The organism is Caenimonas sp. SL110 (assembly GCF_001044395.1).
In the GTDB taxonomy this organism is placed as follows: domain Bacteria; phylum Pseudomonadota; class Gammaproteobacteria; order Burkholderiales; family Burkholderiaceae_C; genus Ramlibacter.
In genome coordinates, this window is the sequence record NZ_JANU01000026.1 from 1 (window position 1) to 18,231 (window position 18,231).

General features: G+C 60.3%; 27 protein-coding genes. 26 read left to right on the plus strand and 1 reads right to left on the minus strand.

Annotated elements, in window-relative coordinates; genetic code table 11:
• The 9 genes from AQ12_RS13130 to AQ12_RS13165 all read left to right on the plus strand — a co-directional run.
• Positions 1-368 (plus strand): hypothetical protein (locus AQ12_RS13130; RefSeq protein ID WP_238587717.1); only part of this gene is annotated, 368 nt, incomplete at its 5' end.
• A 135-nt stretch (positions 369-503) separates the two neighbouring features.
• Entirely contained in the window at positions 504-1,265 is a 762-nt protein-coding gene (locus tag AQ12_RS13135; RefSeq protein ID WP_048440385.1) for a hypothetical protein, read from the plus strand.
• A gap of 207 nt (positions 1,266-1,472) precedes the next feature.
• Positions 1,473-2,234 carry an HNH endonuclease signature motif containing protein gene (locus tag AQ12_RS22490; protein WP_082151583.1) on the plus strand — a complete coding sequence of 254 codons (762 nt, stop codon included), beginning with the start codon at positions 1,473-1,475 and terminating at the stop codon, positions 2,232-2,234.
• 127 nt (positions 2,235-2,361) lie between these two features.
• Positions 2,362-2,796 carry a GNAT family N-acetyltransferase gene (locus AQ12_RS13145; protein WP_048440387.1) on the plus strand — a complete coding sequence of 145 codons (435 nt, stop codon included), beginning with the start codon at positions 2,362-2,364 and terminating at the stop codon, positions 2,794-2,796.
• Positions 2,780-3,232, plus strand: coding sequence for a cupin domain-containing protein (locus tag AQ12_RS23535; RefSeq protein ID WP_082151584.1), 453 nt, complete (start codon positions 2,780-2,782; stop codon positions 3,230-3,232). Before AQ12_RS13145 ends, AQ12_RS23535 begins: the two co-directional genes overlap by 17 nt.
• A 52-nt stretch (positions 3,233-3,284) precedes the next feature.
• Complete coding sequence (locus AQ12_RS13150; protein ID WP_048440388.1) at positions 3,285-3,701, plus strand: SRPBCC domain-containing protein; 417 nt, start codon at positions 3,285-3,287, stop codon at positions 3,699-3,701.
• A 63-nt stretch (positions 3,702-3,764) separates the two neighbouring features.
• The gene (locus AQ12_RS13155) at positions 3,765-4,322 is read left to right on the plus strand and encodes a dihydrofolate reductase family protein (RefSeq protein WP_048440389.1); all 558 of its coding nucleotides are present in this window, start codon (positions 3,765-3,767) and stop codon (positions 4,320-4,322) included.
• A gap of 3 nt (positions 4,323-4,325) precedes the next feature.
• A complete protein-coding gene (locus tag AQ12_RS13160) occupies positions 4,326-5,531 on the plus strand; it encodes an MFS transporter (protein WP_202967503.1) in 1,206 nt (401 codons plus the stop codon).
• Positions 5,532-5,602: 71 nt separating this feature from the next.
• Positions 5,603-6,046 (plus strand): ion channel, encoded by a 444-nt coding sequence (locus AQ12_RS13165; RefSeq protein WP_048440391.1) that lies wholly within the window; start codon positions 5,603-5,605, stop codon positions 6,044-6,046.
• Between the two features lie 51 nt (positions 6,047-6,097).
• Here AQ12_RS13165 and AQ12_RS23165 read toward each other — a convergent pair whose 3' ends face one another.
• A complete protein-coding gene (locus AQ12_RS23165) occupies positions 6,098-6,295 on the minus strand; it encodes a hypothetical protein (protein WP_048440392.1) in 198 nt (65 codons plus the stop codon).
• Positions 6,296-6,372: 77 nt separating this feature from the next.
• On the opposite strand from AQ12_RS23165, the gene AQ12_RS13175 reads away from it, so the two are divergent.
• From AQ12_RS13175 to htpX, 17 genes are all read left to right on the plus strand, one after another.
• The gene (locus tag AQ12_RS13175; protein WP_048440409.1) at positions 6,373-6,954 is read left to right on the plus strand and encodes a chloramphenicol phosphotransferase CPT family protein; all 582 of its coding nucleotides are present in this window, start codon (positions 6,373-6,375) and stop codon (positions 6,952-6,954) included.
• A 65-nt stretch (positions 6,955-7,019) separates the two neighbouring features.
• On the plus strand, positions 7,020-7,586 hold the full coding sequence (locus tag AQ12_RS13180; RefSeq protein WP_048440393.1) for a hypothetical protein: 567 nt from the start codon (positions 7,020-7,022) through the stop codon (positions 7,584-7,586).
• Between the two features lie 23 nt (positions 7,587-7,609).
• Entirely contained in the window at positions 7,610-7,867 is a 258-nt protein-coding gene (locus AQ12_RS13185; RefSeq protein ID WP_048440394.1) for a DUF1653 domain-containing protein, read from the plus strand.
• Positions 7,857-8,138 (plus strand): DUF2164 domain-containing protein, encoded by a 282-nt coding sequence (locus tag AQ12_RS13190; RefSeq protein ID WP_048440395.1) that lies wholly within the window; start codon positions 7,857-7,859, stop codon positions 8,136-8,138. Before AQ12_RS13185 ends, AQ12_RS13190 begins: the two co-directional genes overlap by 11 nt.
• A gap of 140 nt (positions 8,139-8,278) precedes the next feature.
• Positions 8,279-8,755: a hypothetical protein gene (locus AQ12_RS13195; protein WP_048440396.1), complete on the plus strand. Its 477-nt coding sequence runs from the start codon at positions 8,279-8,281 to the stop codon at positions 8,753-8,755.
• 34 nt (positions 8,756-8,789) lie between these two features.
• Positions 8,790-9,188, plus strand: coding sequence for a VOC family protein (locus AQ12_RS13200; protein WP_048440397.1), 399 nt, complete (start codon positions 8,790-8,792; stop codon positions 9,186-9,188).
• A gap of 41 nt (positions 9,189-9,229) precedes the next feature.
• Complete coding sequence (locus AQ12_RS13205) at positions 9,230-9,427, plus strand: hypothetical protein (protein ID WP_152682788.1); 198 nt, start codon at positions 9,230-9,232, stop codon at positions 9,425-9,427.
• A gap of 30 nt (positions 9,428-9,457) precedes the next feature.
• Complete coding sequence (locus tag AQ12_RS13210; RefSeq protein ID WP_048440399.1) at positions 9,458-10,345, plus strand: tetratricopeptide repeat protein; 888 nt, start codon at positions 9,458-9,460, stop codon at positions 10,343-10,345.
• Between the two features lie 8 nt (positions 10,346-10,353).
• Positions 10,354-11,289 (plus strand): LysR family transcriptional regulator, encoded by a 936-nt coding sequence (locus AQ12_RS13215; RefSeq protein ID WP_048440400.1) that lies wholly within the window; start codon positions 10,354-10,356, stop codon positions 11,287-11,289.
• A 222-nt stretch (positions 11,290-11,511) separates the two neighbouring features.
• Positions 11,512-12,411 (plus strand): amino acid ABC transporter substrate-binding protein, encoded by a 900-nt coding sequence (locus AQ12_RS13220; protein WP_048440401.1) that lies wholly within the window; start codon positions 11,512-11,514, stop codon positions 12,409-12,411.
• Between the two features lie 164 nt (positions 12,412-12,575).
• Positions 12,576-13,331 (plus strand): amino acid ABC transporter permease, encoded by a 756-nt coding sequence (locus tag AQ12_RS13225; protein WP_048440402.1) that lies wholly within the window; start codon positions 12,576-12,578, stop codon positions 13,329-13,331.
• Position 13,332: 1 nt separating this feature from the next.
• Positions 13,333-14,004, plus strand: a complete 672-nt coding sequence (locus AQ12_RS13230; RefSeq protein WP_048440403.1) for an amino acid ABC transporter permease — start codon at positions 13,333-13,335, stop codon at positions 14,002-14,004.
• Positions 14,005-14,067: 63 nt separating this feature from the next.
• Positions 14,068-14,805: an amino acid ABC transporter ATP-binding protein gene (locus AQ12_RS13235; RefSeq protein ID WP_048440404.1), complete on the plus strand. Its 738-nt coding sequence runs from the start codon at positions 14,068-14,070 to the stop codon at positions 14,803-14,805.
• A gap of 33 nt (positions 14,806-14,838) precedes the next feature.
• A complete protein-coding gene (pyrC, locus tag AQ12_RS13240) occupies positions 14,839-15,882 on the plus strand; it encodes a dihydroorotase (RefSeq protein ID WP_048440405.1) in 1,044 nt (347 codons plus the stop codon).
• Positions 15,879-16,478 carry a hypothetical protein gene (locus AQ12_RS13245; RefSeq protein WP_048440406.1) on the plus strand — a complete coding sequence of 200 codons (600 nt, stop codon included), beginning with the start codon at positions 15,879-15,881 and terminating at the stop codon, positions 16,476-16,478. The genes pyrC and AQ12_RS13245 overlap by 4 nt, the downstream gene beginning before the upstream one ends.
• 3 nt (positions 16,479-16,481) lie before the next feature.
• The gene (locus AQ12_RS13250) at positions 16,482-17,261 is read left to right on the plus strand and encodes a DUF3025 domain-containing protein (RefSeq protein ID WP_048440407.1); all 780 of its coding nucleotides are present in this window, start codon (positions 16,482-16,484) and stop codon (positions 17,259-17,261) included.
• 81 nt (positions 17,262-17,342) lie between these two features.
• Positions 17,343-18,212 carry a protease HtpX gene (gene htpX / locus AQ12_RS13255; protein ID WP_048440408.1) on the plus strand — a complete coding sequence of 290 codons (870 nt, stop codon included), beginning with the start codon at positions 17,343-17,345 and terminating at the stop codon, positions 18,210-18,212.
• Positions 18,213-18,231 lie beyond the last annotated feature (19 nt).

Consider the following 18,231-nt stretch of genomic DNA (forward strand, 5'->3'; position numbering starts at 1 on the left):
GCTTGAGCCGACTCGCGTCGGCAAGCCGCCGCTCGCGGCTCAGCTTCAACGTTAGATCATGTGAAATCATTGATGGGAGATCAACGATGTCCAAAGAAAAAATGCAAGCCTTGCTCAGCGACTGCTGCGAAGAGGTCCTGGACTTTATTAAGTCTCGAGAGTCCATCTATACCGACGGCTTCGTGCCCGCTACCGAAATTAATGAGGGACTCGGCATTAACTTCAGCGCTGTTCCCAAGAACTCGGCACATCCAGACGGTCAAAGAGGGTGGCTATTTGCAACGTTCGCCCGCATGCTGGAGGACCAAGGCCGTCTCGTCTACGAAAAGAGGAACCGCCGCTCGTTTTACAAGAGGATTGGTAGTTGACATTCTGTAGTCGGCTGCGATCTAACATGGGAATCGACACGGACAGACAACACAAGAGGGCGGCGCTGCCGCGAGTTGTTGTGCGCCGGTCATCTTTACGTTAGGCCGCACCTCATTCCCTCACACTGAGCAATCATGAAAATTTTATATCAGCCGAGATTGGTCGCCTTCATAGATGTGCTCGGTTTTAAGAACCTCGTTTTCGGCGAAAATACTGGCTCAATTGAGAAGTACTACGAATTTCTGCTATCGAAATTCAAGGCGGCTGTTGAGCAGCGGGGCTTTGAATATATGTTGATCAGCGACTCCATAGTGATCTATTGCGAAGACAAGCTTGAGAATTTCTTTGAACTCATGAAAATGATCAATATTGCCCAGGCCGGCTTACTTGGCAAGGGCGTCCTAATGCGTGGTGCGATTTCCCACGGCGGACTCTTCGTTGACAAAGCAAACAGCATCATCGTGGGATCCGGCCTCATAAACGCATACAACTTAGAGGCACAAGCCAAATTTCCCAGAACAATAGTTGACCGATCACTGATCAAGAAATACTTTGAGTCGATGAGCGACGCATTGACCAAATGCACGGTTGGCGGCCTGCCTCACCTATCAATCCGTCCACAAAACGGTCATCAGGTGGATTTTCCGTATTTAAACTACGGGTGCATTCTTGGGACCAGCCTCAGCAAAAAGCCGTTCGAGGGGGCTCTTTCGGCTCTTCGAGATAACTACTATAAAAATGAACATGCCGAAAAATTTGAGTGGCTTAGAGGGCACCTAGTTGCGTGCTTTGAAGATATGCGCACCCATCTACTAGGACTCCCCGCACCTAACGCCAACGAGCGAAAGCGAATTAAGCGCGCGGAGGAGAATCTGACTTTATTGGGCGAACTTTGAAAGACGAGTGAATTGAGACACCTTGCCTTTAGGCCAACCTGTTCCGCATCTGCGCAGCGGCCTAACTGGTCGGTCAAGCGGACGCCAACACTGGCCATGGCTTCGCCATCTTCATGGCCAGTGTTGGTGCCCTACGCACCTACGGTGCTCCGGCGCCGCTTACCTTTGTAGTTAGGCCGCACAAGCACGCGTTTACTCACTTCAGCCATGAAGAAGCCACACCCGATCCAGTTCCGCGCCGTACACAGCAAGAACCGCTGGCGAAAGGCAGATCACGAGTCAGAGAAAAATGCGCTTACTGGCACTCGAGGTGCGAGGGCGCTTTTTGATCGCCTAAACAAGGCAATCAACTATGCGCGAGAGGGTGACGCCAAGTTCGTGATCATCTGGCGAGAAGGTGAAGACAAGGGCGAGATCGTCGTCCCTGATCATGACCAGTGGGATGGACTTCGTCACGCTCCGATGGGTATCGATGACATCAATCGCTTTGAGCGCGACGGGCCACCATCCGATGAAGTACTTTGGTCCTACTTCGGGCGGTCGCCAGTAACTGAGCGTCGAAGTGAAGTTGCTGAAAGCGCGCAGGAGCCTGCGGAGCCGATCTTTGCGCCTACCCAACTGGCCGAGGTAGAACAAGACCTTCAGCGCCGCATCGCAGATTCGCAGAATCTCAGCGCAGCGGACCGTCTTGCACGACTTGCAGCCTCAGAACCGCTGCCACGTCGCGTCTGTGTAGACACTACCGCATTCATCCGCAACGCCGACGTAATTGTTGAAGTTTTGCTGCGTGCAAACGGTCGCTGCGAGGGATGCAGTAAGCCTGCACCGTTCATCCGAGCGTCGAACAGGACGCCTTACCTTGAGGTTCATCACCAGACTCCACTCTCGCAGGGAGGAGAGGACACCGTGAACAACGCTTTGGCGCTTTGTCCAAACTGCCATCGCTTTCGCCATTACGGTGCGGCCTAACCCCTCGTTCAACCTGAGCGCCAACAGCAAGCCACTTGGGCCGCGAGGCGCCGTGGCGTATCCTGCACCTCGCGGCCCAAGCGTCTCGCTGTCGTCGCCAGGTCAACTCCAACGTTAGGCAGCACAAATGAACATCCGCGCTGTTCGCCCCGCTGAATATGAGGACGTTCGCCAGTTGCTTTCGCGGTGCGGCTGGACCAGCAAGGTCGCAGATCCGGAAATGTTCCGCCAATCGATCCGAAACTCACAGATTGCGCTTGTGGCCGAGGCTGAGGGAAGAGTCGTAGGATTCCTCCGGGCCATTACAGATGGAACGTTCAACGGGTACATATCAATGGTTGCCGTCGAGCAGCAGCACAGGGGCCAAGGCATCGGCAGCGCATTGGTTTCAGCGGCTACAGGTTCAAATCCGAACATCACATGGGTTCTACGCGCGGATCGACCTGGGGTCTGCGCGTTCTACGAATCGCTTGGCTTCACGGTTTCGGAAGCAGCGATGGAGAAACTGCGAACGTTGAACAGCTTCCAAATTAACCAGCAAGCACATGATCATCAAAAGTGACCAAACCGCAGCTACACGAGATGACCGAGGAGCGTTCGGAGTTGTTGAGACCCTCCGACTGTCCGAGATAGGGGGTCTTTCGCAGTACGGAGCCCGGGTGGAGACGCTCCATCCCGGCGCCCGTTCGTCCAACAACCACTGGCACGAGAACGAAGATGAGCTTGTGTTCGTGCTCTCAGGCTCCCTCACGATCACAGAGGGCTCAGAAGAACATGTGCTCCAGACAGGTGATGCAGCTTGTTGGCCAGCTGGTGTGCCCATCGCGCATCACGCTTCGAATCGGACAGATGTGCCGTGCACTTATCTTGTCGTTGGCACCCGGGCCAGACAGGATGTCTGCCACTACCCCGATACAGGTCGAACCCTTCACCGCGATGGCAATGATTGGCGCTTGCTGGATTCCGATGGAAAGCTGTTCAAGTCAGGCGCGTTCTAGCGTGATCAAACCCCCATAACTAACATAACCCATATAACCCACAGGTGTTCATATGAAAATCACCGTCTCAACCGTTGTCATGGCACCCGTCGAAGTGGTGTGGCGCGCTTACACGACTGCGCAGGACATCAAGGTCTGGAATACCGCGTCTCCTGACTGGCACACGACAGCAGCCTCTGTCGATCTGCGTCCCGGGGGCAAGTTTTCTTCGCGGATGGAAGCCAAGGATGGCTCGTTTGGATTTGATTTTGCTGGCGAGTACACCAAGGTCGTTCCTCACCAACTGATCGAGTACGCCTTCGGCGACAGGCTGGGTGTTGTCGAATTCGCGGAGGGTGCAGGTGGCGTCACTGTCACCGTGACCTTCGACGGCGAGCCTACACATTCAGAAGAACAACAACGCACCGGCTGGCAAGCCATCCTTGATAGCTTTTCCCGTCATGTGGCTGGCAAGCTCGCGTCTGAATAATTGCCTGGCACCGGCTTCCCGGTTGTCTTCACAACCCTTGGCTGAGATCGATCGAATGACCCCATGGGACTTCTGACCTTCAGCATCAACGTCACCCTGGATGGTTGCATCGACCACCAGGAAGGCATCGCCGACGACGAGACGCACGCGTTCTTCACCCGCCTCATGGACGAGCGTGGCGCCATGCTGTGGGGTCGCGTCACCTACGAGATGATGGAAAGCTTCTGGCCAGCAGTGGCCCGCGGCGAGGTGCAGGCACCGCCAGCGATACGCGATTGGGCGGTCAAGCTTGAAGCCAAGCCGAAGTACGTGGTGTCCTCGACGCGTCATGACTTTCCCTGGACCAACAGCCACCACATTGGCGGCGACCTGCGCGCCGGAGTTCAGCAACTCAAGGATGCGACCCCGGACGGCGTGCTCCTTGGCAGCGGCAAACTCGCGGCCGAGCTGGACCGGCTGGATCTGATCGACGAATACCAGTTCCTCGTCCACCCCCGGATCACAGGCCACGGTCCGACCCTGTATGAAGGTGGGCTGCCTGGCTCGCGGCGGCTCGAGTTGATCTCGAGCAAGCCGCTTCGTAGCGGCGCGGTCGCCGTGCACTACCGGCGTGCGCGGTGACCCTTGCGGCCTGAACCAATGGTGCCGCGCCGCAAGCTCCCATTGCCAGTGGTGATGTTCGGCCTGGTGAGTCTGCTCAACGAGGTGTCTGCGCAGATGGTGGCGCCGCTGATCCCGATCCTGCTGGTTTCGGTGCTCGCAGCGGGCCCTGTTGCAATCGGTGCAGTAGAAGGCGTCGCCAACGCCGTGGCCGCTTTCCTGAGACTGTGGTCCGGGCGGTATGCTGATGTGCAACCCCAGCGTCGCAAGGCGCTGGTGCTCGTGGGGTATGGCCTGGCAGTGGCGTCGCGTCCGCTGATCGGTCTCGCGGGCAACTGGGGCATCGTGGTCGCGTTGCGCGCCGCGGACAGGCTGGGCAAGGGACTGCGCGGCGCGCCGAGAGATGCAATTCTTGCCGACATCACGCCCAAGGACATGCAGGGCCGGGCGTATGGCTTGAACCGCGGGCTGGACTACGCGGGAGCGGTTGTCGGCTCGCTGATCGCGGCGGCAGTCCTGGCGTGGTCGGGCATGGACCTGCCTCGGGTCATCTTGCTGTCTGCGATTCCGGGCCTGGCTGTCCTGGTGCTGCTGGCCCTGCTGCCCAACCCTGCGACGGCCGCGCAGATCGAAGCCGCGCGCAATGCAGAACCAGTACCACTGCGATGGTCGCAGCTGCCGCCGTCGCTGCGCGGATATCTGCAGGTGCTGGCCCTGTTCTGCTTTGCCAGGGCATCCGAGGCTTTCATCATGCTGCGCGGCCACGAATTGGGGATGTCCACCGTGACGCTGCTGCTTTTGTGGGCGTGGTTGGCGGCGCTGCAGTCCGTTGTTGCGCTGGCCGGTGCCCCGGTGACCGATCGCAGGTCCAAGCGGCACCTCACCTTGCTGAACTGGACATTCCTGGCCATCGGCTATGGCGCGCTCGCATGGGCCTCGACCGGCGCGGCGCTGTGGATCGCAGTTTCAATCTATGGCGTTTTGAGCGGCATCACCGAGGGCGTCGAGCGTTCGCTGGTCAGCGAGCTGGCCGGCACCTCGGGCAAGGGCACGGCGTTCGGCTGGTATTACATGGTCACCGGTCTGGCTGCGATCCCCGCCGGTCTGCTCTTTGGCTTTGTATGGAAGCTCGTCGGGCCTGCAGGCGCATTCGCGATGACGGCGGTCATTGCGATGGTCTGCGCTGTATGGCTGAAGCTGTCGCTCGGCTTCAGTACAGTTCAGCCATGACAGTCCTGCGCGCCAGACCAGTTTGCAGTCTTGCCTGATCGCAGGCCTATCAGCCAACGTACTCACCCCAGATGCCCCTCGTCATATTCCTTTGCTGCCTGCTCGTCATCGCAACCACCGTGCTGCACTATGAGGTCCTGCGTTCCCTCAACACATGGCTTCCGTCATTTCAAATGCCCGAGCGCGCCAAGCTGGTCGTCGTCATCCTGGCCGCCTTCGTCGCCCACGCCGCCGAAATGGCGATCTATGGCGCGACGCTTTACGCACTGGTTATCTGGGGTGGGGTTGGCACCCTGCAGGGAACTCCTGATTTCTCGCTCATGGCTTGCATGTATTTTTCTGCGGAGACGTACACATCACTTGGGTTCGGCGACCTGACGCCCGTGGGCCCGATCCGGTTGCTTGCGGCAGTGGAAGCATTGAATGGGCTGCTGCTGATCGGGTGGTCTGCCTCGTTTACCTATATCTCGATGGAACGGTTCTGGCGCGATGCGCCAGGTGCGCCCAAAGGCTAGGCGTTTGCATGATCGTTGGCTTGTTCGATCCGCCCATCCCAAACCTAGCGATCAGACGAGTGGCTTCTCATCGGTCGGCACGGGCGCTGCCTCGTCGGGCACCTTCGCGACATCGGACGCATGATGCTGCATATGGGTTTTCTTGCCGGGTTGCGGTGTCTTGTCAGCGCCTGGAGCGACCGCTTCGCCGTGATGCTTTTTTTCCTGTTGAACTTTCTTGTCGTGGGCGATGTTGCGCGGGTCCGTCATGCATGGCTTTCAGTTGATTGAATCTCATCGTGCGCCCAATTCGGCACGCGCAGCGTAGGACAACCCGACGGATGACCATGACCAAACTTGCCGCGGCTGGCCGCGTCATCGTGCTCAACGGCACTTCCAGTTCAGGCAAATCGACATTGGCCCGACTGCTGCAGCAGGGCTTTGAGGAGCCGCACCTTCATGTGCAGCTCGATGCCTTTCGCGCCATGGAGCCGCCCGGGTACTTCGACGGTTTGTCCCCAGAGGTGTCGGCGCTGCGGCTGGCGGCACTTTGCCGCGCCATCAACGCAGCTACTGCCGAGTACGCGCGGCATGGCCAGCATGTGATCCTGGATCACGTGCTGCCCAGGCAAGGCTGGGCGTATCTGGCGCAAGGCCTCGCCGGACTTCCGGTTTACCTGGTCGGCGTCAGATGTGACTTGCCACAGCTCCAGCAACGCGAAGCGCGCCGAAAAGATCGGCCAGTGGGGCTGGCCGAATCACAGATGTCGATGCACGACGCCGTTCTCTATGACTTCGAGATCGACACCAGCAAGTCGAGCCCGCAGGATTGCGCGCAGGCCGTCCTCGCCTGGTTCGCCGCAAAGCCGATTGCACATGCTTTCGCCGGGATGGTCAGCGCCGGCAGCCGAAAGCAGGCGTCGTCCTGAATTGCTGCAGAATCGCTGCGCCGGCGTCGCTTTCCAGCTGCGCGATCACACCCTATTGAGCCGTTATGACCCTGCGAGAGATTTTCGAGAAAGAACGTGAGCGCTATGTCGGACTTCTGCTTTCGACCAAGGCAGAGCTGCTGGCCCAGTCACCGGCGACTTCGAGCGAAGTGCTCATCAGCCTGAACAACGAGGCGATTGCTTACCCCTATCGCTATTTGCGCGTCGACCTGCTGTCCAAGGCGCAGGACGGCACGGTGCGTCCTTACTATGTGACGCCTGCGCCCGATGTGACGGTGGAGCCGCGAGGCTACAACCTGGGCTCGTTCGAGATGCAGGTGCATCCCTTCACCTGGAACGCAGTCAATATCAAGTTTGACCAGCCGATCGAGTCGCTGCAGGTGCTCGAAGACTGGGCCACGCGCTGGCTCGACATCAAGGACACGCATGCCAGCGAGACGCTCGCACTGGCGATTCACTCGCTGGGCCGGGTCGAGCCCCAGAGCGACTGGTGGCTGTTCACTGTCGATCTGGGTTCTGCGCCCGCGACTGCGTTGACCGAGTTGATCGATCTGGTCGCAGCCCAGGGCGCGCGCCGGATCATTGTTCAAAGCGCCGATGTGGTCGCCTGAGTAGTTGCCTGAGTAGTCGCACCATGCTCGAACCACTTCCCTTGACGCCGACTGGCCGCTATCGCCACTACAAGGGCGGTGAATACGAAGTGACCGGCGTTGTTCGGCACAGCGAAACGAAAGAAGCGCTGGTGCTGTACAGGCCGCTCTACAACGACAGCGGCTGGTGGGTGCGCCCGCACGCCATGTTCTTTGAGCACGCTGTGTTCGATGGAAAACTCCAGCCGCGGTTCGTGCTGGTCGAAGCGTCAGCACCACCCGAAGGCGACCATGACCATTGAACTGCCGCGCGAAGTACGCCAGGAAGCCATCGTTTCCATCGAACGTTATTTTGCGGAAAACATGGACGAGAAGATCGGCAATATCGCGGCTGGCGCATTGCTGGGTTACTTCCTGGAAGAGCTGGGCCCGCTTGTCTACAACAAGGCTGTGGCCGACGTGCAGGAGCGGCTGCAGGTGCGCATCTCGGAGCTGGACATCGATCATCACGAAGACGAGTTTCAGTACTGGCGCAAATTCGACAAAGCCAGGGGCGGCAAGTCGAACAAGTGACGTCTGGTGCATGAGCTTCACCCGCCGTTGACATAGGCTTGCCGGAAGTTCGCTAGCATTCGCTACTTGCCGGAGATGCCCCACAAGGGTTCCCGGCTTGCCCATCAACCCTGACGCCCTTACCTTGCGGGCTTATTCGTATGCAATCCAAGACCTTCTTCTCCCTCGCCGCAGTCCTGCTTGTCTCCACTTTTGCCGTCCATGAGGCCCAGGCGCAAGCCGCGCCGGCCAAGGAGCCGCGCCTGGTCAACCGCGACGAGTTGCGCGCCTGCATGAACACCGAGGCCGGATTCGCTCCGACTCGCAGCAAGCTTGATGCGCAGCGAACCGCCAATTCCGCAGAAGTTGCCGCGATCCGCGCCGAGTCCGCCGAACTGGCCAAGGAAGCCGAGACGGCGAACGAGGGCGACGATCGCAAGCAGCGCGCGTTCAAACGCAAGGTAGAGGCGCACAACGCACGCGTGCAGGCGTCCAACGCAGCCCTGCAGGCGACGAGGACCGAGCTGGAAGCGTTCGCCAAAACGGCGACGGCTTACAACGAGCAGTGCGCGGGCATCACGTTCCGCACCGAAGACAAGGAAGCAATCCTGAAAGAGCGCGCAGCCGCGCCCAAGTAAGGCTCGTGCGCAAGCACTGGCGCCCTGCATGCACATGCTCCACCACATCTCGTTTGGCGTGAGCGACATCGAGCGCTCGGCAAAGTTCTACGATGCTGTGCTGGCCGCACTGGGCTATGAGCGCGTCTGGACCGACGCTGGCGCAGGCAAGTCCGGTGCAGCGGTCGGCTACGGCGAGAAGGGCGGCGGCGACAAGTTCGCGATCAAGCTGCAGCAGGGCATGCCACCTGCGCCCGGTCCGGGCTTTCATCTCGCGTTTGCCGCGAGGAGCCGGGCGGCAGTGGACGCATTTCATTTAGCGGCGATGCAAAACGGCGGCTCGGACAACGGAACGCCGGGTCTGCGGCCACACTACGGGCCTGCTTACTACGCGGCGTTCGTGGTGGATCCCGATGGTCATCACATCGAAGCGGTGATCAACTCTGCGTCATGAGTCGGCCGCTGGCATGGCCCCTGGAAGAACGAACAAAAATCATGAACCGAAAACTGCGAGCCGGCCAATCGATCACGCCCGAGGAGTTCGACGAACTCACTGACGAACAGCTCGAGCGGCTGGTGCCCAAGGCATACCGCGAATTCTTTCCGGGCAAGGATGGTTGCGCCGACGGCTACTTCTATCTGCATGACGGCACGGCCTACAGCTTCTATCGCGGTGGTTTGCTCGACGAGTAACATCCCGCACAACAATGGATGCGAGGTGCGATGTTGATTCACAGATCGGGACTGGCATGGCTGATGGCCGCGTCGATTGCAGCGCCTTCGATTGCGATGGCGGCCATCGATATCGCGCCGTTGTGGAACTTCGGCAATCCTGAACTCAGCGAGCAGCGCTTTCGCGCGGCGCTCGCCACCGCATCCGGCGATGACACGCTGATCCTGCAGACGCAGATCGCTCGCACGTATGGTTTGCGACGCGATTTCGCAAAGGCCCAGGCCCTGCTGCGCGAGATGGAGCCTCAACTCGCGAGCGCTGGCGCAGAAGCGCGAATCCGGCATGCGCTGGAGACCGGTCGCACGTTCTCGTCCGCGACGCATTCGCCCGATTCGCAAACACCCGAAGTGCGTGATCGGGCGCGCGCTGCTTACCAACGCGCGATCGACCTGGGTCTCGAAGCAAAACGTGACGACCTGGTGATCGATGCAATCCACATGCTGGCGTTTGTCGATACGCGGCCCGAGGATCAATTGAAGTGGGGGCAGCGCGGCCTCGATGTGGCGATGGCTTCGCAGCAACCTCTGGCCAGGGCCTGGGAAGCATCGCTGCGCAACAACATGGGCTACGCGCTCTACCAGATGGGGCGAAACGAAGAAGCGCTCGGTCAGTTCCAGCGCGCCGCATCGTTGCGCGAGGCATTGGGCAACCCGGAGCGGACTCGCGTTGCGCACTGGATGGTGGCGATGACGCTGCGAACGCTCAAGCGCGTCGATGAAGCGCTGGCCATCCAGTTGCGGCTTGAAGCCGAAAACCAGGCAGCCGGCAAACCCGATCTGCATGTGTTCACCGAACTTGAATTGCTTTACAGGGCCAGGGGCGATGAATCGCGCGCCGCGCTGTACGCGCAGCGTCGTGCAGTGCTTGTGAAGCAATAATCCCCACCATGGAAACCAAATGGCTTGAGGACTTCGTGAGCCTCGCCGAGACCCGCAGCTTCAGCCGCTCGGCGCAGCTGCGGCACGTGACGCAACCTGCGTTCTCGCGGCGAATACAGGCACTCGAGGCATGGGCCGGCACCGACCTGGTCGATCGCAGTTCGTATCCGACGCGGCTCACACCTGCGGGTCAGACGCTGTACTCGCAGTCGATGGAAATGCTGCAGGCTCTGCAAAGCACGCGCGCCATGTTGCGCGGACATTCGGCTGCAGGTCAGGACGTGATTGAGTTCGCGGTGCCCCATACGCTTGCGTTCACCTTTTTCCCGGCGTGGGTATCGTCGCTGCGCGAGAAGTTCGGCCCGATCAAGAGCCGCCTGATTGCGCTCAATGTTCACGATGCCGTGATGCGGCTGGTCGAAGGCGGCTGCGACATCCTCATTGCGTATCACCATTCGTCGCAACCCCTGCAGCTCGACGCCGACCGCTACGAGATGGTGACGCTGGGCCAGGAGGTGTTGTCGCCGTACTGCCGCGCCGATGCCAATGGCGATCCGATGTTCAGGCTGCCCGGGCGCGCAGGCCAGCCGCTGCCCTATCTCGGCTATGCACCCGGCGCGTATCTCGGGCGCGTGACCGACCTGATCCTGAAGCAGTCGACCGCGCCGATCCACCTGGACCGCGTCTACGAGACCGACATGGCCGAGGGGTTGAAGGTGATGGCGGTCGAGGGGCACGGCGTGGCATTCCTGCCGCACAGCGCTGTCAAGAAAGAGTTGCGATCCAAACGTCTTGTCAATTGCGCGCCGCCAGAATTGAAGGGGCTTGAGCTGACAATGGATGTGCGCGCGTATCGTGAGAAGCCCTTGGGCAAGGAGTCACCCAAAGGCACGGTTCAAGCGCTCTGGACCTTCCTGGTGGCGAATACGCCGGCCGCGAAGTAGTTATAAATTTTTTGCATAACAGCCCGCGCAATCAGCATTGGCGCGGTTTGGGACCTTTTCGTACAGTTCGCGCCAACTTGAACATCAGGCAGGCACAAAGCCTGCTTTGTATAAAGCCAAGGGAAATTCAGGGTATTCCCCCAAGCCGGAATCCCTAGAATTTCGTTAACCAATTTATTGACGTTTTGAGTTCACCCTAACGCTTCACCACAGGAGATTTGCATGAAGAAGCATTTGTTGGCAATTGCAGTCGCGGCGCTTGCTGCCGGCGGCGCATCCGCCCAGGCGACCGATACCCTTGCCAAGGTCAAGGCATCCGGCAATGTCACGATGGGGGTGCGGGAGTCTTCCGGCGCGCTGTCGTACACCACCGGTGACGGCAAGTTCGCAGGCTTTCACGTTGAAGTCTGCTCGCGCATCATTTCCGAGCTGGAAAAGGCAGCCGGCCGCAAGCTGAATGTGACGTACCAGCCGGTCACGTCGCAAAACCGCATTCCGCTGGTGCAGAACGGCACTGTGGACATCGAGTGCGGCTCCACCACCAACAACGCCACGCGCCAGAAGGACGTCTCGTTCCTGAACACGACGTACGTTGAAGAAGTGCGCATCGCAGTCAAGGCCAATTCCGGCATCAACAGCATTGCCCAGCTCAACGGCAAGAACGTGGCCACCACCACCGGCACCACCTCGGTCCAGCACCTGCGCAAGCACGAGCGCGCCACGGGCGTCGACTTCAAGGAAGTCTTCGGCAAGGACCACGCCGACAGCTTCCTGCTGCTCGAAACCGGCCGCGCCGATGCTTTCGTGATGGACGGCTCGATCCTGGCAGGTAACATCGCCAACGCCAAGAACCCCGCCGAGTTCAAGCTCGCCGGTGAAGTCCTGAGCGTCGAGCCGATCGCCATCATGGTTCGCAAGGACGATGCAGCGCTCAAGAAGATTGGCAACGACACGATCACCGCCATGGTCAAGAGCGGCGAGATGGCCAAGCTCTGGGACAAGTGGTTTGTGGCACCGATCCCGCCAAAGAACACCAAGGTGGGCCTGCCCCTGTCGGAAAGCACCAAGGCGGCCTGGGCGAACCCCAACGACAAGCCGATGGAAGACTACGCCAAGAAGTAAGCCGGCGATGATCGCCAGCAAATGAGACTGGCAGACCCCGCCGCAGCACTTGTTACGGCGGGGTTTGTCGTTTAACGTAGGCCGCTTGGAGAAGAAGCAGCACAAAACGCATGGCGTTCGCGCTGTGGCCTGGACAACGTCCGTTTTTCACGGGGACACAACAAATGGCTTGGGATTGGCAGGTCTTCTGCAAAGAGACCACCACCGGCGACATCATCGCCGGCTGCTTCGGTAAAGGGGGGGATCAGACCTACCTGAACTGGATTTTTTCCGCATGGGGATGGACGCTCACAGTGTCCTTGTGCGCGCTCGTGGTGGCGCTCCTGACCGGCCTGCTCGTCGGCACGCTGCGAACATTACCCAACAGCCCCTGGCTGGTGCGAATAGGGCATGCATGGGTGGAGTTGTTTCGCAACATCCCCTTGCTGGTGCAGCTTTTCCTCTGGTATTTCGTGGTGCCGGGCATCTTCCCAAGTTTCAAGGACGTGCCGTCCATCGTGTTGGTGATCCTGGCGCTGGGCCTGTTTACCTCTGCGCGCGTCGCAGAGCAGGTGCGAGCCGGCATCCAGGCGCTGCCTCGTGGACAGCGTTATGCAGGCATGGCCATGGGCTTTTCCACTTTCCAGACCTACCGGTTCGTGCTCTTGCCGATGGCGCTTCGCATCGTCATTCCACCGCTCACCAGCGAGTCGATGAACATCGTCAAGAATTCGTCGGTTGCCTTCGCCGTGTCGATTGCCGAACTGACGTTTTTCGCGCGCCAGTCGGGTGAGGAGACGTCGGCCCCGGTCGAGATGTATCTCGCAGTCACGGTGCTCTACGCAATCTCTGCATTCGCTATCAACCGCATAATGCGTGTGATCGAGAAGAAGTCCCAGGTGCCCGGCTTTGTTGCCGCTGGCGGAATGGGAGGGCACTGAAATGCTCGGAAATCTCGACCTCTCATTCTTCAGCTGGGATCTGCTGGCGCCCTTTGTCATCAAGGGCTTCATCTTCTCGATCTGGCTGACCGTCGTCGCCACCATCGGCGGCATCATCTTCGGCACCATCCTGGCGCTGATGCGACTGTCCGGAAAGTCGTTCCTGGACATCCCGGCCGCGGCCTATGTCAACACCATGCGGTCCATTCCGCTGGTGATGGTGCTGCTGTGGTTCTTCCTGCTGATTCCGTTTGCTATCGGGCGGCCGATTGGCGCGGAAGTGTCGGCCATCATCACGTTCATCGCGTTCGAGGCCGCCTACTTCTCGGAGATCGTGCGTGCGGGTATCCAGTCGATCCCTCGCGGCCAGGTCAATGCAGGCTCGGCCATGGGCATGACCTACAGCCAGAACATGAAACTGGTGATCCTGCCGCAGGCGTTTCGCAACATGCTTCCGGTGTTCCTGACGCAGACCATCATCCTGTTCCAGGACACGTCTCTCGTGTATGCGATCGGCGCTTACGACATGCTCAAGGGCTTCGAGACGGCGGGCAAGAATCTCGGCCGCCCGGTCGAGGCCTACCTGCTGGCCGCGGTGCTCTATTTCGTGATGTGCATGGGCCTGTCTTGGCTCGTTCGCCGCATCCAGCTCAAGGTACAGATCATTCGTTGAAAAATGTGGCCCCCGCGAAGGGGCGGCCCTTTCTAGAGGCGGCTCGTCGAAAGTCATCAAATCATGATTGAAATCAAAAATATCTCCAAGTGGTATGGCCCGGTCCAGGTGCTCACCGATTGCTCCGTGAACATCAACAAGGGCGATGTGGTCGTCGTCTGCGGCCCCTCGGGCTCGGGCAAGTCCACGCTCATCAAGACGGTGAACGCGCTGGAACCCGTGCAAAAGGGCGAGATCATCGTGGACGGCATTTCCGTCACCGACCCCAAGACCGACCTGCCCAAGGTTCGCAGCCGCGTGGGCATGGTGTTCCAGCACTTCGAGCTGTTTCCGCACCTGTCGGTGACAGAGAACCTCACCATTGCACAGATCAAGGTGCTGGGCCGCAGTGTCGATGAAGCGAAGGCGCGCGGCCTCAAGATGCTCGACCGCGTGGGCCTGATGGCGCACAAGGACAAGTTTCCGGGGCAGCTCTCGGGTGGCCAGCAGCAACGTGTGGCGATTGCCCGCGCGCTGTCGATGGACCCCATCGTGATGCTGTTCGACGAACCCACCTCGGCGCTCGACCCCGAGATGGTCGGCGAAGTGCTGGATGTGATGGTGACGCTCGCCAAGGAAGGCATGACCATGATGGTCGTGACACACGAGATGGGCTTTGCCCGCAAGGTCGCCAATCGCGTGATCTTCATTGACGTCGGCGGCAAGATCCTGGAAGACTGTTCCAAGGAAGAATTCTTCGCGCATCCTGAAAACCGCCAGGCCCGTACCAAGGACTTCCTGAACAAGATCCTGGCGCACTGAGGCGGGCGTCGCCGGTCTGGGAGAATCGCTCCCATGACACAGGAAATCACGATCACCCGCCCGGACGACTGGCATTTGCACGTCCGGGACGGCGAGCCCATGAAGACGGTGGTGCCGCACTCGGCCGCGCAGTTTGGCCGCGCCATCATCATGCCCAACCTGCGCCCGCCCATCACCACGGCGGCCATGGCCACGGCCTACCGCGAGCGCATCCTGGCCGCCGTGCCCGAACGCATGAGCTTCGAGCCGCTGATGACGCTCTACCTCACCGACAACCTCGCGCCTGACGAGATCGTGCGAGCAAAAGAAGCGGGCGTCGTTGCATTGAAGCTCTATCCTGCGGGCGCCACCACCAACAGCGATGCCGGCGTGACTGACATGCGCAAGACCTACGCGACGGTCGAAGCGATGCAGCGCGAAGGCCTCATCCTGCTGGTGCACGGCGAAGTCACGTCGCCCGAGGTGGACCTGTTCGACCGCGAGGCGCTGTTCATCGACACCCAGCTGATCCCGCTGCGCCGCGACTTCCCGGAATTGAAGATCGTGATGGAGCACATCACGACGAAGGACGCTGCGCAGTACCTGTACTCGAGCAACCGATTCACTGCTGCCACCATCACGCCGCAGCACCTGCTCTACAACCGCAATGCCATCTTTACCGGCGGCGTGCGCCCTCACTACTACTGCCTGCCGGTTCTCAAGCGCGAAGTGCATCGCGTCGCTTTGGTCGAAGCCGCGACCAGTGGCAGTTCGAAGTTCTTCCTGGGCACGGACAGCGCACCTCACCCCGCGCACCTCAAGGAACACGCCACCGGATGCGCCGGTTGCTACACGGCCAATGCCGCGATGGAGCTCTACGCCGAAGCATTCGATAACGCAGGTGCGCTCGACAAGCTCGAAGCCTTCGCCAGTTTTCACGGACCTGCGTTCTACGGGTTGCCGCGCAACACGGGCACGATCACCTTGCGCCGCGAAAGCTGGACGCCGCCCGAGAGTTACCCGTTCGGCGAAGCACAGCTCAAGCCGCTGCGGTCCGGCGATTCGCTGCCCTGGCGCTTTGTTGGCCAGTCGGCATGAGCTTCCGTGTGTTGCTCGCGGGCCTGATCTGGCTCGCCTGCCTGTCCCATCTGTCCGCGTTCGGGCAGGCGCAAGTGCTGGATGTCTCGGACCTGCCCAAGTCCAATCGAAATGGCGAAGTCATCAGCGCGATTCCCGGCGCTGACAAAGCCAATGGAACGACACCGCGCTACACGATTCCCCAGGACAGGGCGGAGACTGGTTCCAACATCCGGCGCAGCGTGGTCACCAGCGCGCTTCCGCTGAACAAGAAGTACGAAGAACTGTCGCCCAGCGAAAAGGAGCTGGTCCGGTCGCAATATGTGAAGCTGGGCCCTCGCGATGAGCCTCCGTTTCCGATGAACGGATTGGCCACCGTTTACAAGGCCATCTCGGTTGCGCAGGGTGTGTTGCAGGTCAAGGGCAACCTGTCGATGTTTGTGGATGTGAACAGCAAGGGCGAGCCCATGGGGGTGTCGGTCTTTGATTCGCCCGATCCGCAGATCACGCGCGCGGTGGCGTCCATCCTGATGCTGGAGAAATACAAGCCTGCCGTGTGCGACGGATCGCCCTGCCAGATGGGTTTTCCGGTTCGGCTGGGCTTTGAGCTGAGGTAGCGATTGGCCCGAGTCGCCGCGAACATCGACTGGACGCAGCCCTGGTTCCAGCCGTATCGAGAGCCGGGCGAGTGCGTGGCGCAGCGTTGGGAAGACAGTGCTCACTTGCATCGGGCGCTCGCATCGCAACATGGGGCACCGCTTGCCTTCGTGTCGCAAGATCAGTTGCCTGCCGGCGAGCCGTACGAATCCTTCATCCTGCGCACGCGCCTATGCCCCACGCGCGACAACCTGCACGACTTCTTCAACGGCCTCGTGTGGCTCACGTTCCCACTTTCAAAGTCGCGGTTCAACCAGTTGCAGTCAGAGCAGATCGAAGCTGGCGCGCGCAACCTGCGCGGACCGGTGCGCGACGCGATCACGGTGTTCGACGAGAACGGCGCCTTGCTTCATGCGCCACAGCCGATCTGGGATGCGCTGCGCGCGCGCGACTGGTTGCGGCTTTTTATCGACCTGAGACCGCTTTGGGCGCAAGCGCGCCTCGTCATCTTCGGTCACGCCCTGCTGGAAAAGCTGGTGACACCGCGCAAGCCGCTCACCGCCCATGTCTGGCGTGTGGCCAGTCCTGAGTCAATCGCGTCAAACATGGATGCATGGCTCGCGGCGCAGCTGGAGCCGGACGTGCTCGCCACCAAGCCGTTCACCCCGCTGCCTGTCATGGGCATCCCCGGCTGGTGCGCCGAAAACCAGAACTTTTCCTTCTATGATGACTCCCTTGTATTCAGGCCCGGCCGGCGCCACAACGACATGACAACATCGCCGCCGACAGCTTTGTGCCCTTGATTTGGTCCCCGGGGACCTCATCTGCGGCGCGAGGTGGCCCAATTTCCCAACGACTCCCCATCTCGCGGAGAAAATCAATCCATGAAACGCATCATCCTGTTCGTCCTCACAAACCTTGCCGTCGTGCTGGTGTTGGGCGTTGTCGCCAGCTTGCTGGGCGTGAACAGATACCTCACGGCCAACGGCCTCAACCTGACAGCGCTGCTCGGATTCGCGTTGATCATGGGCTTTGGCGGCGCATTCATTTCGCTGCTGATTTCCAAGCCGGTCGCCAAGTGGAGCGCCGGTGTGCGCATCATCGAGCAGCCGCAAAACGCTGACGAAGCCTGGATCGTCGAGACAGTGCGCCGTTTTGCCGACAAGGCCGGCATCGGCATGCCAGAAGTCGGCATCTTCGACGGCGAGCCCAACGCATTTGCCACCGGCGCCTTCAAGAACAGCGCGCTGGTTGCCGTGTCTACCGGCCTGCTGCAAGGCATGACGCGCGAAGAGGTCGAAGCCGTGATCGGCCACGAAGTCGCGCACGTTGCCAACGGCGACATGGTGACGATGGCGCTGATCCAGGGCGTGATGAACACCTTCGTCGTGTTCCTGTCGCGCGTGATCGGCTATGCGGTCGATTCGTTCCTGCACAAGGGCGAGAACCGCTCAGGCCCCGGCATCGGCTACATGATCACGACCATCGTGCTCGACATTCTTCTGGGCTTTTTGGCTGCGATCATCGTGGCGTGGTTCTCGCGCCAGCGCGAATTCCGCGCCGATGCGGGCTCGGCCAACCTGCTGGGTCGCAAGCAGCCGATGATCAATGCGCTTGCTCGACTGGGCGGCATGGTGCCCGGCGAATTGCCCAAGGGCCTGCAGGCGATGGGCATCACGTCGGGCGTCGGCAAGCTGTTCTCCACGCACCCTCCGATTGAAGAGCGTATCGCTGCGCTGCAAGCGGCTCAGTAATGATGTTGCTCCCTCCCCC

What these genes read in the sequence shown, in the direction of transcription:
- AQ12_RS13205 (WP_152682788.1), top strand. Translation starts at nt 9,230, where the DNA reads ATGAACCGAAAACTGCGAGCCGGCCAATCGATCACGCCCGAGGAGTTC.
- AQ12_RS13195 (WP_048440396.1), top strand. Translation starts at nt 8,279, where the DNA reads ATGCAATCCAAGACCTTCTTCTCCCTCGCCGCAGTCCTGCTTGTCTCC.
- AQ12_RS13165 (WP_048440391.1), top strand. Translation starts at nt 5,603, where the DNA reads ATGCCCCTCGTCATATTCCTTTGCTGCCTGCTCGTCATCGCAACCACC.
- AQ12_RS13200 (WP_048440397.1), top strand. Translation starts at nt 8,790, where the DNA reads ATGCTCCACCACATCTCGTTTGGCGTGAGCGACATCGAGCGCTCGGCA.
- AQ12_RS13235 (WP_048440404.1), top strand. Translation starts at nt 14,068, where the DNA reads ATGATTGAAATCAAAAATATCTCCAAGTGGTATGGCCCGGTCCAGGTG.
- AQ12_RS23535 (WP_082151584.1), top strand. Translation starts at nt 2,780, where the DNA reads ATGATCATCAAAAGTGACCAAACCGCAGCTACACGAGATGACCGAGGA.
- htpX (WP_048440408.1), top strand. Translation starts at nt 17,343, where the DNA reads ATGAAACGCATCATCCTGTTCGTCCTCACAAACCTTGCCGTCGTGCTG.
- AQ12_RS13190 (WP_048440395.1), top strand. Translation starts at nt 7,857, where the DNA reads ATGACCATTGAACTGCCGCGCGAAGTACGCCAGGAAGCCATCGTTTCC.
- AQ12_RS13225 (WP_048440402.1), top strand. Translation starts at nt 12,576, where the DNA reads ATGGCTTGGGATTGGCAGGTCTTCTGCAAAGAGACCACCACCGGCGAC.
- AQ12_RS13230 (WP_048440403.1), top strand. Translation starts at nt 13,333, where the DNA reads ATGCTCGGAAATCTCGACCTCTCATTCTTCAGCTGGGATCTGCTGGCG.
- AQ12_RS13180 (WP_048440393.1), top strand. Translation starts at nt 7,020, where the DNA reads ATGACCCTGCGAGAGATTTTCGAGAAAGAACGTGAGCGCTATGTCGGA.
- AQ12_RS13245 (WP_048440406.1), top strand. Translation starts at nt 15,879, where the DNA reads ATGAGCTTCCGTGTGTTGCTCGCGGGCCTGATCTGGCTCGCCTGCCTG.
- AQ12_RS13145 (WP_048440387.1), top strand. Translation starts at nt 2,362, where the DNA reads ATGAACATCCGCGCTGTTCGCCCCGCTGAATATGAGGACGTTCGCCAG.
- AQ12_RS13185 (WP_048440394.1), top strand. Translation starts at nt 7,610, where the DNA reads ATGCTCGAACCACTTCCCTTGACGCCGACTGGCCGCTATCGCCACTAC.
- AQ12_RS22490 (WP_082151583.1), top strand. Translation starts at nt 1,473, where the DNA reads ATGAAGAAGCCACACCCGATCCAGTTCCGCGCCGTACACAGCAAGAAC.
- AQ12_RS23165 (WP_048440392.1), bottom strand. Translation starts at nt 6,295, where the DNA reads ATGACGGACCCGCGCAACATCGCCCACGACAAGAAAGTTCAACAGGAA.
- AQ12_RS13175 (WP_048440409.1), top strand. Translation starts at nt 6,373, where the DNA reads ATGACCAAACTTGCCGCGGCTGGCCGCGTCATCGTGCTCAACGGCACT.
- AQ12_RS13155 (WP_048440389.1), top strand. Translation starts at nt 3,765, where the DNA reads ATGGGACTTCTGACCTTCAGCATCAACGTCACCCTGGATGGTTGCATC.
- pyrC (WP_048440405.1), top strand. Translation starts at nt 14,839, where the DNA reads ATGACACAGGAAATCACGATCACCCGCCCGGACGACTGGCATTTGCAC.
- AQ12_RS13150 (WP_048440388.1), top strand. Translation starts at nt 3,285, where the DNA reads ATGAAAATCACCGTCTCAACCGTTGTCATGGCACCCGTCGAAGTGGTG.
- AQ12_RS13135 (WP_048440385.1), top strand. Translation starts at nt 504, where the DNA reads ATGAAAATTTTATATCAGCCGAGATTGGTCGCCTTCATAGATGTGCTC.
- AQ12_RS13210 (WP_048440399.1), top strand. Translation starts at nt 9,458, where the DNA reads ATGTTGATTCACAGATCGGGACTGGCATGGCTGATGGCCGCGTCGATT.
- AQ12_RS13220 (WP_048440401.1), top strand. Translation starts at nt 11,512, where the DNA reads ATGAAGAAGCATTTGTTGGCAATTGCAGTCGCGGCGCTTGCTGCCGGC.
- AQ12_RS13215 (WP_048440400.1), top strand. Translation starts at nt 10,354, where the DNA reads ATGGAAACCAAATGGCTTGAGGACTTCGTGAGCCTCGCCGAGACCCGC.